The organism is Stenotrophomonas sp. STEN240, assembly GCF_056756175.1.
Genome location: NZ_JBRRBO010000003.1, coordinates 15,856 through 28,812, shown reverse-complemented (window position 1 = coordinate 28,812; position 12,957 = coordinate 15,856). Strand labels below are relative to the sequence as shown.

General features: G+C 63.6%; 12 protein-coding genes. 9 read left to right on the top strand and 3 right to left on the bottom strand.

The features are described 5' to 3' along the window. Positions 1–66: 66 nt before the first annotated feature. The 4 genes from ACVOKO_RS02060 (at position 67) to ACVOKO_RS02045 (ending at position 4,244) form a co-directional block, all read left to right on the top strand. A complete protein-coding gene (locus tag ACVOKO_RS02060; RefSeq protein ID WP_346496795.1) occupies positions 67–960 on the top strand; it encodes an SDR family NAD(P)-dependent oxidoreductase in 894 nt (297 codons plus the stop codon). A 29-nt stretch (positions 961–989) separates the two neighbouring features. After that, a complete protein-coding gene (locus ACVOKO_RS02055; RefSeq protein WP_346496793.1) occupies positions 990–1,874 on the top strand; it encodes a LysR family transcriptional regulator in 885 nt (294 codons plus the stop codon). Positions 1,875–2,259: 385 nt separating this feature from the next. Beyond that, a complete protein-coding gene (locus tag ACVOKO_RS02050) occupies positions 2,260–3,048 on the top strand; it encodes a DeoR/GlpR family DNA-binding transcription regulator (RefSeq protein ID WP_346496791.1) in 789 nt (262 codons plus the stop codon). 92 nt (positions 3,049–3,140) lie between these two features. Next, positions 3,141–4,244 carry an MFS transporter gene (locus tag ACVOKO_RS02045; protein ID WP_346496991.1) on the top strand — a complete coding sequence of 368 codons (1,104 nt, stop codon included), beginning with the start codon at positions 3,141–3,143 and terminating at the stop codon, positions 4,242–4,244. Positions 4,245–4,314: 70 nt separating this feature from the next. Here the strand turns inward: ACVOKO_RS02045 and ACVOKO_RS02040 are convergent, their stop codons facing one another. After that, complete coding sequence (locus tag ACVOKO_RS02040) at positions 4,315–6,780, bottom strand: mechanosensitive ion channel family protein (RefSeq protein ID WP_346496789.1); 2,466 nt, start codon at positions 6,778–6,780, stop codon at positions 4,315–4,317. A gap of 273 nt (positions 6,781–7,053) precedes the next feature. Between ACVOKO_RS02040 and ACVOKO_RS02035 the strand changes: the two genes are divergently transcribed. Next, on the top strand, positions 7,054–9,147 hold the full coding sequence (locus tag ACVOKO_RS02035; protein WP_346496787.1) for a M13 family metallopeptidase: 2,094 nt from the start codon (positions 7,054–7,056) through the stop codon (positions 9,145–9,147). Between the two features lie 203 nt (positions 9,148–9,350). On the opposite strand, the gene map is transcribed toward ACVOKO_RS02035, so the two are convergent. Next, a complete protein-coding gene (gene map / locus ACVOKO_RS02030; RefSeq protein ID WP_346496785.1) occupies positions 9,351–10,142 on the bottom strand; it encodes a type I methionyl aminopeptidase in 792 nt (263 codons plus the stop codon). Further along, on the bottom strand, positions 10,139–10,351 hold the full coding sequence (locus ACVOKO_RS02025; RefSeq protein WP_346496989.1) for a ParD-like family protein: 213 nt from the start codon (positions 10,349–10,351) through the stop codon (positions 10,139–10,141). The genes map and ACVOKO_RS02025 overlap by 4 nt, the downstream gene beginning before the upstream one ends. 242 nt (positions 10,352–10,593) lie before the next feature. On the opposite strand from ACVOKO_RS02025, the gene rpsP reads away from it, so the two are divergent. From rpsP to rplS, 4 genes are all read left to right on the top strand, one after another. Further along, entirely contained in the window at positions 10,594–10,854 is a 261-nt protein-coding gene (gene rpsP / locus ACVOKO_RS02020) for a 30S ribosomal protein S16 (protein WP_282273428.1), read from the top strand. A gap of 38 nt (positions 10,855–10,892) precedes the next feature. Next, positions 10,893–11,408 carry a ribosome maturation factor RimM gene (rimM, locus tag ACVOKO_RS02015; protein WP_346496782.1) on the top strand — a complete coding sequence of 172 codons (516 nt, stop codon included), beginning with the start codon at positions 10,893–10,895 and terminating at the stop codon, positions 11,406–11,408. Between the two features lie 4 nt (positions 11,409–11,412). Further along, positions 11,413–12,192, top strand: coding sequence for a tRNA (guanosine(37)-N1)-methyltransferase TrmD (gene trmD, locus ACVOKO_RS02010; protein WP_057626602.1), 780 nt, complete (start codon positions 11,413–11,415; stop codon positions 12,190–12,192). A 134-nt stretch (positions 12,193–12,326) separates the two neighbouring features. Further along, positions 12,327–12,734 carry a 50S ribosomal protein L19 gene (rplS, locus tag ACVOKO_RS02005; protein WP_293716960.1) on the top strand — a complete coding sequence of 136 codons (408 nt, stop codon included), beginning with the start codon at positions 12,327–12,329 and terminating at the stop codon, positions 12,732–12,734. The last annotated feature ends 223 nt before the right edge of the window (positions 12,735–12,957 follow it).

Below are 12,957 nucleotides of genomic sequence, written 5' to 3'. Positions count from 1 at the left end.
GGCCGGTATCGCAGCGGCATGCAATCGGTATTGGTGCCGATGCAGTCCTGCACCGATGCTGGGTAGATGAATTCAAACATCATTTCGTTCAACGGACAGGTCGGCCTGGTCACCGGTGCCGCAGGTGGCCTGGGCCTGGCTTACGCGCGGTTGCTGGCTGGCATGGGCGCACATATGGTGCTGCATGACGTTGGCGCCGCCACCGACGGCAGTGGCCATGATCCGGTGGCGGTGGCTGCAGCCGTCGATTGTCTGGCTAGCAACGGCCTGCAGGCGCAGGGCGACCATCAGCCGATCGATACGCGTGCTGCCTGTCATGCGCTGGTGCAGCGCATCGTGCGTGCGCATGGCCGTCTGGATTTCGTGATCCACAATGCCGGCTGGGTTGAGTATCAGCCGATTGAAGAACTGGACGAGCAGCATTTGGATCACATGCTTGCCATCGCCGCGAAGGCCCCGCTGTGGTTGGCGCAGGCCGCCTGGCCGGTGATGCGTGCTGCCGGTGGCGGACGCATCGTGGTGACCACCTCCGATCGCGCGTTGTACCCGCAGTACGTGCAGCAAGGCCTTGCCAGCTATGCGATGGGCAAAAGCGCTGCGCTGGGTCTGGTCAATGTGCTCGCAGCGGAGGGCGCGCCGCATAACATCGTGGTCAACGCGGTATCGCCGGTGGCAAAGACACGGATGTGGGGTATCAGCGGCGAGCCGGACGACCTGCATCCGCAGTCGGTTGCACCCGGCGTGGCATTCCTCGCCTCAAGGCAGTGCAGCGAAGGCGGCTGGGTCCTGCGTGCGAGCAATGGCCAGTTCCGCGCGACGCGGCTGCAGGAAACTGAGGGCGTCAGCTACCCGCGTGATCTGCTTGCGGTGCACGCGGACACTGCGCAGGCCGTGCATGAGGCATGGGCGCGGATCAGCGCCGCCAGCGTCAGCCTGCCGCAAGCGCAGGCGGCCTGTTAGGCTGCAGGCCCTTGCTGACGGTGTCCTCGATGATCGACCTTCGTCTGTTGCGGCAGTTCGTTGCCGTCGCCGAGGAGCTGCATTTCCATCGTGCCGCGGCGCGGCTGCACATGTCGCAGCCACCGTTGACCGCTGCAATCCGCCGTTTGGAGGAGTTGCTGGGCGCCGAACTGATCGTGCGTGGCAATCGCACGCTTGGGCTGACTGCCGCTGGCCAGGTGTTGCTGCTGGAAGCGCGGCAGACCCTGCAGCAGGCCGAACGTGCGTTCGTGCATACCCGTGATGTCGCTGCGGGACGCAGCGGCGTCCTGCGCATGGCCTATGTCGGCAGTGCCATGTATGGCCGCCTGCCAAGCCTGATCCGCAGCTTCCGCCAGACACATCCGATGGTGCGGCTGGAGTTGCGCGAAGCGACTTCACGGCAGCAGCAGCGCATGTTGCGCGCGGCGGAAATCGATCTGGGTATTTTGATTGCGCCGGTGCCCGAAGCCGGTGATCTGCAACTGCGTCCATTCGATCGCGACGGGCTGGCAATAGCGTTGCCGCAGGGACATCGGCTGCAGTCCGCAGCGCAATCGATTGATGTCGCGGATCTGGCGGGCGAGGATTTCGTGATGTGGCCCGCTGACGAAGGCATCGGCTTCCATTCGCATGTGATGGCGCTGTGCCGCGCCTCGGGCTTCGTGCCCGACGTAGTGCAGGAAGCGCACGGCATGCATGCGGTGCTGTCGCTGGTAGCGGTTGGCGCCGGTGTTGCCATCGTGCCCGCGAGCATGGCCGGATTCCGCAGCGAAGAGATCCACTATCAGCACATTGGCACAGCGGACGCTGGTTTCGAGTTGCAGCTATGCCTGCGGCCGGGCCACGACAACCCAGCGCTGCAGCAATGGTTGGCGCGCTGCACTGCGGATTGAGCGGCGCCTGTAGTGAATGGCGCATGCAGTGAGCCCGCGCATGCAGTGAATGGCGAAAGCAGTGAATGGCGAAAGCAGTGAGCGGCAACGCTTCTGCCCCCTCCCTTTCGCAACGCGAAGGGGAGGGCTGGGGAGGGGTAAAGCTCCTACTGCAGTTCCCCCGTAGGGCATGTTCTCGATTGCGGAGGTTCCGTGCCTCGGCGACAGCCGAAACTTAGGGCGGCGCCCGTTTGCCTGAATTCGTGTGCACGACACCCACGAGTGCGTGAAGTTGCACGATTGTGCTTGTTGTTGCATGATGTGGCGAACGGGCACTTCAAGCCGATCAAGCTGCGCGCGATCCCTGTCGCCCGCCCCAAACGCCAGCCACCGCCAAAATGAACCCATGACCGCCTCCAATCCGGATGCACTACCGCAGGAGCGCCAGCAGCGCATCCTCGATCAGCTTCGAAAGCACGGCCGCGTGGTTGCAAACGACCTGGCGGCGGAATTCGTGGTTTCCGAGGATTCCATTCGCCGCGATCTGCGCGACATGGCAGCCAAAGGGCTGTGCCGAAGGGTATATGGCGGGGCGCTGTTGCCGACGCCACAATTCGACGCACTGCCCGAGCGAGTAGGGCGGCACGATCCGGAACGCAGTGCCTTGGCGGCCCACGCGGCCTCGTTGTTGGTGCCAGGGCAGGTGGTGCTGATGGATGCCGGTTCCACCAACGTCGAGATCGCCCGCGCGTTGCGCGGCATGGCAGTGACGGTGGTGACCAACTCGCCTGCGGTCGCCGCTGCACTGAGTGGCGCGCAGGCCACCGAGGTGGTGATGATTGGCGGACGCATCGATCCGCGAAGTGGTGGAGCCATCGGTTCCATCGCATTGCAGCAGCTGACCCAGCTGCAGGCCGATGTCTGCATTCCCGGCGTCTGCGCGGTCGATCCTGAAACCGGCATCTGGGGCATCAACGCCGAAGAATGCGCGTTCAAACAGGCAATGCTGCGCGCCAGCGATACGGCGTTCGTCGTCGCCAGCAGCGAGAAACTCGGTGCGCGCGGCAGCTTCCGTATTGCCGCTATCGAGCAGGTTGATCAACTGCTGATCAGTGACCGCGTCTCCATGGAAATGCAGGCGCGATTGGCGCCGATTGCGCAGCGCCTGCATCGCGTTGCCGTTGCGAAAGCCTGATTCAACAGCCCATCACCGGCAAGCGCGGGCCGCAGAACAACATCCAGGAACTACATGTGAGCCATTCCTCATCCCTACAGCGCAGCCAGCAGATGGCCACCCGCGCAGCCTTCTTCGTTCCCGGTTTTGCGATTGCATGCTGGGCGCCACTGGTGCCGTTCGCCAAGGCCCGCGCAGGTCTTGATGACGCATTGCTGGGCGTGCTGCTGCTGTGCCTGGGCTTGGGCTCGCTGCTGTCGATGCCGCTTGCCGGCATGCTGGCTGCGCGCCATGGTTGCCGGCCAGTGATGCTAGCAACCGTGCTGATGATGGTGTTGACGCTTCCGCTGCTGGCGGTGACCACCACGCCGCTGGGCATTGGCATCGTGCTGCTGGTGTTCGGCGCGGGCATCGGTGCGATGGATTGCGTAATGAACATCCAGGCCGTTGTGGTGGAGCGTGAGTCCGGCCGCGCGATGATGTCTGGCTTCCATGCCTTCTACAGCATTGGCGCGCTGTCTGGCGCGGCCTTGGTGACGTTGCTGCTGTCGATCGGTGGCGATGCCTTGTTGTCCACATTGGTGGTGGCCGCGGGCGTTGTCGCGATCACGGCACTGTCATCGCGTTGGTGGCGCAGTGAACGCGCAGAGCAGGGCGAAAGCAGCTTTGCGCTACCGCGTGGCGTGGTGATCGTGATTGGCGCAGTGTGCTTCATCAGCTTTCTTGCCGAAGGCTCGATGCTGGATTGGAGTGCGGTGTTCCTGCATGACGTGCGCGGCGTTGAGCTGGCCCATGCCGGTTGGGGCTTTGTCGCCTTCAACATCGCCATGACCGCCACGCGCCTGTTCGGTGACCGCTTGGTGAACCAGCTTGGGCCGAGCATGGCGGTGTTGCTGGGTGGTCTGCTTGCGGGTGCAGGTTTCGTATTGGCAACCTTGGTACCAAGCTTCGGCATGGCGCTGCTGGGTTACGCGCTGGTCGGTATCGGCTGCGCCAATATCGTGCCGGTGATGTTCAGCCTGGCCGGGCGGCAGACCCGCATGCCGGAGAGTGTCGCCATTCCGGCCGTCACCACCATGGGCTATGCCGGCGTACTGCTGGGGCCGGCGGCAATCGGCTTCATTGCCCAGCAATGGTCGCTGCCTGCAGCGTTCCTGATGGCGGCAGCGTCGCTGGCAGTTGTAGCCGTGATCGGTTCGTTGTTGCGGGTGCGGTGAGCGCCGCTTTTTGCAGGGCAGCGCAGATGCTTGTGTTGGACAGCATCGGCGCGGGCCTTGCGGGCAAGGCTCACACGGTAGCGGGCGGCGGCGTGGCGTCAGTGTCCGGCGCTGCCTTCGGCAGACTGCGCACATGCACATCCTGCTGCGGATAGGGGATTTCTATCCCGGCTTGCTGCAATGCTGCGTGGATGCGGCTGATGAGCTCGCTGCGGATGTTGAGCCAGTTGTCGTAGTCGCGGGTCCAGGCGCGCACACTGAAATCCAGTGAGCTGGGGCCGAAGCCAACGAACAGCGCGGCAACAGCTGGCTCGCTGGCGATGCCGTTGGTCTGTTTAGCGCAGTTGGAAAGCAGCGCCAGCACCTGCTCGGGATCACTGCCGTAGGCAACGCCTACATTCACCTCGATGCGCCGGTTGCGGTCGAGCAGGGTCCAGTTGACCAGCGGCTCGGACAACAGCGTGCCGTTGGGAACCACCACGTCGGCGCCATCGAAGGTCTTGATGCGGGTGGAACGCATGCCGATGTCGCGTACGCGGCCGTTGATGGTACCCACCTCGACCACGTCGCCTGGCTGGATGGGCCGTTCAAACATCAGGATCAGGCCCGAAACAAAGTTGTTGACCACGTTCTGCAGGCCGAAACCAATGCCCACGCCCAGTGCGCCGAACAGCAGCGCCAGCTGGCTGCCTTTGAAGCCGGCTGCGGACAAGGCGATGATCACGCCCAGCATCAGCACCGCATACGACGCCAGCGAGGCGATGCTGTTGCCGATGCCGCGTGACATCTTGGCGCCGTGCTGCAGCACATCCTGCAGCAGCAGGCGGGTTATCCGCGCCGCCCAGAAGGCGATGGTGATTGCCGCGACGAAGGCAAGTACGTGGCCGAGCGACAAATTGAATTCACCAATGGAAAACTCATGCGACAGCACCCTGCTCAGCACTGCGTAGATCGGCCGCAGGATACGGAAACTGTCCATTGCATAGACCACCCAGCCGACGATGGCGGCAAATATGCCCAGCCGCCCGAGCAGTGCCAGCAATGGCGGGACGTGATCACGGGTAAGCCGGTAGCGTGCCAGGCTGGGGCGGCTCAGCAGCAGGTGCAACAGGCTCAACAGCACCGCGATACCGACGTAGAGCAGCAGCCCGAAATAGGCGCTGTCGATGATTGCGCTGGTCAGCATCTCCGCCAGTGTGAGGTTGCCGACGACGTTGGCTGCCAGTGACACGGCGAACAAGCCCTGCGCACCCCAGGCCGCCATGCGCAGCGCCTGACCGGCGCGCCCGGTAGCACTGGCGTGACCGCTGCGGTAAGCCTGCCATTGCACCAGTCCGGTCAGCAGCATGGCGACAATGGTCAGCGCCAAAGTGTAGTAACGGAACGCGACATTGCTGGACAGGAAGAAGAGGCCCAGGCCTCCGAGCAGATACAGCAACGATGCGGCCAAGGGCCAATAGCCCAGCAATCGGCGGCTGCCCGGTGGCAGCAGTCGCAGCACCGGCACCAGCGCGAACAACATGCCGATCTGCAGGGTCAGCAGTGGTGCATCGGGTTCCATCACCAGCATCACCATGGTCGACAGCAGCAGCCAGGTAGACACCGGCCGCGCAAGCACGCGCTGCGTTGCGGCTTCAATCGTGCTGTTGGCAGGCGTTCGCCGGCTGTAGTGCCAGCCCCATAGCAACAAGGGTATCAGCAGCACCTGGATTGCATGGAACAGGAACTGCGTGCGCCGGTGTTCGCCCACATAGGCACGGCTGAACTCCAGTTCGATCTGCAGGCCCGAGCTGAGGGCGTCGCTGGCTGCTGCGCGCTGGTCAGGCGAATACGCTTCGGCCTGCCACAGTGGCGGCGCATCTATCTGCAACAGCTGGTGGTCGAGGTAGTTGATTGCATCGCTAACGGCGGCGTGGCCGGACTGCAGCCGGGCCTCCAGCGCATTGGCGCGGGCGCCCAGTTCAATCTGCCGTGCGAGCGGGGCGGCTAGTGCCTGCTCGGCGCGGGTCAGTAGTGTGATCAAGGCATCGATGCGGCCCAGCAGCACCGGTGGGATGTCGCTCGGATGCTGCCGGGTAAGCTGCCAACTGGCCCGGCGTCGCGCCAGTTCGGCGGCATCTTCGGCATAGGGTTCGGTGGCGGTCTGCAGTGCATCACGCCAGCGGGCAAAGCGCTTGCTGTCGAATTGCCAGTGCCGGTCGAGGCTTTCCAGGCGAATGATCGGAACCCTGCGCAGCTGCGCCGGTGACAAGGCCTGTCTGCGCTGGTCCACCGAGCGGGTGATCGCTTCCAGGGAAGGGCCGAGCGCGGCGGTGGGATCGGGCTGTCCGGCGCGTTCGATGGCGGAGATGGCAAGGCGCTCGTCGGTGTCGGCGCGGATCACGATCAGGGCACTGTCGACGGGCTCCGGCGTGTTTGGGGTCGGCTGCGCGGCGATGGCCGGTGTGGCCGGGGCGGGCGGCGGGGTAGCCTGTGCGAAGGCAACAGGGCAGCAGACCGCGGCGAAACCGAACACAGCTGCGCGTAGCCAATGCATGGACGATTCCCGAGGGGTGGACGCTCTTGTCCGCGTCGCGGCAGTGTCGCACAGGGGCGGTTTATACGGAGCACCCGGCTGCCCGCAGGCCGGGTGGGATGCAGTGGCTTGTGCGTGGCTGTCGTGGCCGCGCAGGCGTCCGTGTACTTCGGCAGTGCATGGGCAGGCCAGGCGTGACCTTCGGCGGGTCCCCCGATACGGGTTGATCCTTTACCCTTCAGGGCTGTGTCGCGCAGCCTTGCGCGGCCTTTCCCTGTTTGGCCGGAGATATCCATGTCGTTTTCGAAGCTCGTCCCGTTGTCCCTGACGGTTGCAATCGCCGCCTCGCTGGCCGCCTGTGGCAAGACCGAGGCGCCCGCCGCCCCGGCGGCTGAAGCCAAGGCTGCGTTCGACCAGTCGCAGCTCAAGACCCAGCTGATTTCGCTCAATGCCGCTGACCTGGACCCGGCCGTGCAGGCCTGCGCCGACCTCAACGGCTTCGTCAACAGCAAGTGGCTCAAGGCCAACCCGGTGCCGGGCGACCAGACCACCTGGGGCAGCTTCGAGATCCTGCGTGAGCGCTCGCTGGAAGTGCAGCACGCGCTGGTGCAGCAGGCTGCCGCAGGCAAGGCCGCTGCCGGTTCCAACGAAGCCAAGATCGGCGACATCTGGAAGACCGGTTCGGACGAAGCCACCATCGAGGCGGCTGGCATCAAGCCGCTGCAACCGGAACTGGACAAGATCGCGGCGTTGAACGACACCGCCGCCATCACCGGCTACCTGCGTGACGCCTATGCGCAGGGCAATGGCTTCCTGTTCTCGCTGTACGCCAGCCCGGACTTCAAGGATTCGTCCAACGTCATCGCCTATGTTGGCCAGAGCGGCCTGGGCCTGCCGGAGAAGGGTTATTACTTCGACGAGTCGCAGGCCAAGATCCGCGACGCCTACGTGGCCTACATCGAGCAGCTGCTGACCCTGTCCGGCGTCGACGCCGCCCAGGCAAAGGAGCAGGCCAAGGCGGTGATGGATTTCGAAACCCGCCTGGCCAAGGCCTCTTTGTCGCGCATCGACCTGCGTGACCCGGCCAAGCGCTACAACCCGGTCAGCGCCGCCGATGCCGACAAGCAGACCCCGAATTTCAGCTGGACCGCGCTGTTCGATACGCTGCAGATCCCGGCCAAGGACAAGTTCTCGCTGGCCCAGCCCGGTTTCTTCAACGAGCTGAACACCATGCTGGCCGACGTGCCGGCCTCCACCTGGCAGGCCTACCTGCGCTTCCACACCGTGGACAACGCCGCGCCTTACCTGAGCAAGAACTTCGAGCAGGCCAACTTCGATTTCTTCAGCAAGACGCTGCGTGGCCAGCAGGAAATGCAGCCGCGCTGGAAGCGCGTGCTGGACTCGGTGAATGGTTCGATGGGTGAAGCGCTGGGCCAGCTGTATGTGGACGCGGTGTTCCCGGCCGAATCCAAGGTAGCAATGGAGCACCTGGTGCAGAACCTCTCGGTCGCGCTGAAGGCGCGCCTGGAAGGCTTGCCGTGGATGGGCGAGGACACCAAGAAGAAGGCGCTGGAAAAGTGGGCCAGCTTCACCCCGAAGATCGGCTACCCGGACAAGTGGCGTGACTGGTCGGGCCTGACCACCAGCAGCGACAGCTACCTGGGCAACGTGCAGGCCGCGCAGGCCTTCAACTACCGCTACATGCTGGGCAAGATCGGCAAGCCGGTGGACAAGACCGAGTGGGGCATGACCCCGCAGACCGTGAATGCCTATTACAACGCGACCAAGAACGAAATCGTGTTCCCGGCCGCCATCCTGCAGCCGCCGTTCTTCGACGCCAAGGCGGACCCGTCGTTGAACTACGGTGGCATCGGCGCGGTGATCGGCCACGAGATGATGCATGGCTACGATGACTCGGGCAGCCAGTTCGCCGCCAATGGCAACTTCGACAACTGGTGGACCGATGCTGATCGCACTGCGTTCACCGGCCGCACCGATCAGCTGGTCGCGCAGTTCGACGGTTACGAATCGCTGCCGGGTGTCAACGTCAAGGGCAAGTTGACCCTGGGCGAGAACATCGGCGACCTCGGCGGCCTGACCGTGGCCTATGACGCGCTGCAGATGGCGTTGAAGGAAGACCCCAAGGTCAACGTGCCGGTTGATGGCTACAGCCAGGATCAGCGCTTCTTCATGAACTGGGCCACCGTGTGGCGCCGCAACTTCACCGATGGCGAGCTGCGCGTGCGCCTGAACACCGATCCGCATGCACCGGCCAACTTCCGCGCCAATGGTGCACCGTCGAACATGCCGTCCTACGCCGCTGCGTTCCAGTGCAAGGCCGGTGATGCGATGGTGCGTGCTGACGACAAGCGTGTCGTGATCTGGTGATTTCGGTTGTTTGACCGCGATCTGTGAACGAAGGCCCGGCATTGCCGGGCCTTCTTTTTGGCTGGACTACATTGACGGCGAGTGACCTGTTTTTTGTAGGAGCGGCGTAAACCGCGAAGCAGGTAGATCATCAGGTCGCAAAGGTGCCGACAGTTCCAGGAATGCCAGCTTCGCGGCTTACGCCGCTCCTACAAAAGCCTGTCCTACACGGGCGTGCCAAGCAGCTTCTGTGCGAACGCCCGTTCCTCATCGCGCAACGTCAGCACCCGCACGCCAGTCTCCGTCACCTGCACCGTGTGCTCACACTGCGCCGACAACTTCCCATCGCGTGTGGTCACGGTCCAACCATCGTCGTGGTTGTCGATCGCCGCGCGGCCCTGGTTGATCATCGGTTCGATGGTGAAGGTCATGCCGGCCTGCAGTTCCAGCCCTGTGCCGCGATGGCCGTAGTGCAGTACCTGTGGTTCCTCGTGCATTTCGCGGCCGATGCCGTGGCCGCAGTATTCCTTCACCACCGAATAGCCGGCGGCCTTGGCGTGGCGTTGTATGACGTAGCCGATGTCACCCAGCGTCGCGCCGGGACGCACTGCGGCAATGCCTTTCCACATCGCCTCGTTGGTGACGCGTACCAGTCGCTGCGCCGGGTGGCTGACTTCACCGATCAGGAACATCCGGCTGGAATCGGCGATGTAGCCGTTCTTCTCCAGGGTGATGTCGAGATTGACAATGCTGCCATTGCGCAGGATGTCGGACGCGGACGGCACGCCGTGGCAGACCACGTTGTCGATCGAGCTGTTCAATACGTAGGCGAAGCCGTACTGGCCCTTGCTGGCCGGGCGTGCCTGAAGGGTCTGGACGATGTAGCGCTCCACCCAGTCGTTGACCTGCAAGGTGGTCATGCCTTCCAGCGGCAGCTTCAACAGCGCCTCGAACACCGAGGCGAGCAGGCGGCCGGATTCGGCCATCAGCGCCAGCTCGTGTGGCTGCTTGATCATTCGCTTGTCGCCAGCAAGGCGGACGGGCGTACGCCGGCGGCGGAAAGCTCGCGGGCGACGATTTCCTGGAAACTCAGCTGCGGATTGAGTTCGCACAGCATGCCGATCTTGATCCAGAACCCGGCCTGCGCGTTGATTGAACGCCCCGAGACCGAACTGGCCCGGCGCAGATTGTCGTGCAGCTCGTCGTCGATGTTCACGATGCCCATGCGGCGCTCCAGCAAAAAGAATGCATGGATCATATACGAATCGTATATATCGACACTGAATCTGCCGGTACCGGAAGATCACGGGCACGGCGCTGCAAGCGCAGAAGACGCGTCGGGGCAGGGGAGTTTGGAGGGTATTCAGCTTTGCCCACGGGGCAGACTTGGAATGGGCCGGCACCGTCGCTATAATCGCCGGCTTACCGCGCCATCCTGGCGACTGGGCAACATAGGAAAACACCACCATGGTCAAGATTCGACTGACCCGCGGCGGCGCCAAGAAGCGTCCGTTCTACCACATCATCGTTTCCGACGTTCGTAGCGCCCGCGACGGCCGCAACATCGAGCGCGTCGGTTACTACAACCCGGTTGCACAGGGTGGCGAGCAGCGCGTTGTGCTGGATATCGCTGCTTGTGACAAGTGGATCGCCAACGGCGCCCAGATGACCGACAAGGTTCGCAACCTGTACAAGGAAGCGTCCAAGTCCCAGGCCGCTGCGGCCTGATCCTGGCGGGCAGCCCGACCCCCCCGCCCGACTGCTATATGAAGAAAGATATCGAGCGCCGGATCCTGCTGGGCAGGGTTGCCGGCGTTTTTGGTGTGCGCGGCGAAATAAAGCTTGAGTCCTGGACCGAGCCACGTTCCGCCATTTTCAAATACCAGCCTTGGATTCTGCGTACCCCCGCGGGGCAGGAGTCCGAGCTGACCGGTGTGCGTGGCCGTGATTCGGGCAAGACGCTGGTTGCGACCTTCCCGGGCGTGACCGACCGCGACGTGGCTGAGGCCATGATCGGGACCGAGATTTACGTCGCCCGCAGCGCCTTGCCGCCGCCGAGCGCGGATGAGTACTACTGGGTGGATCTGGAAGGCCTGGACGTGCAGACCGTGGACGGCGTCAAGCTGGGCATGGCCTCGCACCTGTTCAGTACCGGCTCCAACGACGTATTGGTAACGCGCGGTGACCGCGAGCGGATGATTCCGTTCGTGATGGGCGACTTCGTCAAGTCTGTGGATTTCGAGGCCAACCTGATCGTGGTTGACTGGGATCCGGAGTTCTAAAGCCGTGCGTGTAGATGTCATCAGCCTGTTCCCGGAATTCCTCGCCCAATCGGCCGCGCTGGGCGTGGTCGGTCGTGCGCAGGAGCGGGGCTTGCTGGAGCTGCATGGCTGGAACCCGCGCGACTACGCCCAGGGCAATTACCGGCGGGTGGACGACCGTCCGTTCGGCGGCGGCCCGGGCATGGTGATGCTGATCGAGCCGCTGCGCGCGGCCCTGGCCGCGGCGCGTGCCGCTGATCCGGCGCCTGCACCGCTGATTTACCTCAGCCCGCAAGGCCGGCCGCTGGACCAGGCCAAAGTGCGCGAATTGGCGGCTCTGCCGCGGATGATCCTGCTGTGTGGCCGCTATGAAGGCGTGGACGAGCGTTTCCTGGCGAGCGAGGTGGACGAGGAGATCTCCATCGGCGATTACGTGCTGTCCGGCGGTGAGCTGGGTGCGGCGGTGATCATCGATGCGGTCACCCGCCTGCAAGAAGGTGCCTTGAATGACGCCGAATCGGCCGTCCAGGACAGTTTTGAAGGTGATGGTCTGCTGGATTGCCCGCATTACAGCCATCCGGCCAGTCATGCGCTGGGCGATGTGCCGGACGTACTGCGCTCCGGCAACCACGCCGCCATTGCCGCTTGGCGCCGCCAGCAATCGCTGCTGCGGACTGCCCTGCGGCGGCCTGATCTTTTGGACGAAGCCAGCCTGAACAAGGCTGACCGCAAGCTGCTGGCCGAAGCCCGGCAGGCGCTTGCAGATTCGTTCAAGCAAGCCACTGGCGCCGGTGGCGACCAGTAGGTTAGAATTGCGAGTTCCCGTGGGCTGAATGGCCTTGCGTGGAGCCAAAACAATAACGTGCAGCGCAATCCGGCGACTGTATGAGCCCAAGCTGTCGATCCGACACGCCCACCCCGAACAATCGGTGTAACCCAATGAGCAAGCTGAACAAGTCCATCGTCGCGGAATTCGAATCCGCCCAGATCACCCGCGAACTGCCGAAGTTCAGCCAGGGCGACACCGTCGTGGTGAACGTGAAGGTCAAGGAAGGCAACCGTGAGCGCGTGCAGGCATACGAAGGCGTCGTCATCGGCACCAAGAATGCTGGCCTGAACTCCGCTTTCACCGTGCGCAAGATCTCGCACGGCTACGGCGTCGAGCGCGTTTTCCAGACCCACAGCGCCATCATCGACTCGGTCGAAGTGAAGCGCCGCGGTAAGGTTCGCGCCGGTAAGCTGTACTACCTGCGTGGCCTGGAAGGCAAGGCTGCCCGCATCAAGGAAGACTTGGCTGCTGCCCAGCAGGCCAAGGCTGCTCGTCTGGCCGCCAAGGCCGCCGAGTAATCCTCGCAGCAGGCTCCGCCTGTTTGCAGCAACGGCCACCTTCGGGTGGCCGTTTGCGTTTGTGGGGTTGGGGGAAGCATTGCGAATGCAGAAGTGAGAAGTGAGAAGTGAGAAGTGAGAAGCGTAGAAGCGTAGAAGCGTAGAAGCGTAGAAGCGTAGAAGCTCAGAAGCTCAGAAGCTCAGAAGCTCAGAAGCGTAGAAGCTCAGAAGCGTAGAAGCTCAG

Excerpts from the sequence above, each read along its gene's own strand:
- ACVOKO_RS02060 (WP_346496795.1), top strand. The coding sequence starts at position 67 with ATGAATTCAAACATCATTTCGTTCAACGGACAGGTCGGCCTGGTCACC.
- ACVOKO_RS02055 (WP_346496793.1), top strand. The coding sequence starts at position 990 with ATGATCGACCTTCGTCTGTTGCGGCAGTTCGTTGCCGTCGCCGAGGAG.
- ACVOKO_RS02050 (WP_346496791.1), top strand. The coding sequence starts at position 2,260 with ATGACCGCCTCCAATCCGGATGCACTACCGCAGGAGCGCCAGCAGCGC.
- ACVOKO_RS02045 (WP_346496991.1), top strand. The coding sequence starts at position 3,141 with ATGGCCACCCGCGCAGCCTTCTTCGTTCCCGGTTTTGCGATTGCATGC.
- ACVOKO_RS02040 (WP_346496789.1), bottom strand. The coding sequence starts at position 6,780 with ATGCATTGGCTACGCGCAGCTGTGTTCGGTTTCGCCGCGGTCTGCTGC.
- ACVOKO_RS02035 (WP_346496787.1), top strand. The coding sequence starts at position 7,054 with ATGTCGTTTTCGAAGCTCGTCCCGTTGTCCCTGACGGTTGCAATCGCC.
- map (WP_346496785.1), bottom strand. The coding sequence starts at position 10,142 with ATGATCAAGCAGCCACACGAGCTGGCGCTGATGGCCGAATCCGGCCGC.
- ACVOKO_RS02025 (WP_346496989.1), bottom strand. The coding sequence starts at position 10,351 with ATGGGCATCGTGAACATCGACGACGAGCTGCACGACAATCTGCGCCGG.
- rpsP (WP_282273428.1), top strand. The coding sequence starts at position 10,594 with ATGGTCAAGATTCGACTGACCCGCGGCGGCGCCAAGAAGCGTCCGTTC.
- rimM (WP_346496782.1), top strand. The coding sequence starts at position 10,893 with ATGAAGAAAGATATCGAGCGCCGGATCCTGCTGGGCAGGGTTGCCGGC.
- rplS (WP_293716960.1), top strand. The coding sequence starts at position 12,327 with ATGAGCAAGCTGAACAAGTCCATCGTCGCGGAATTCGAATCCGCCCAG.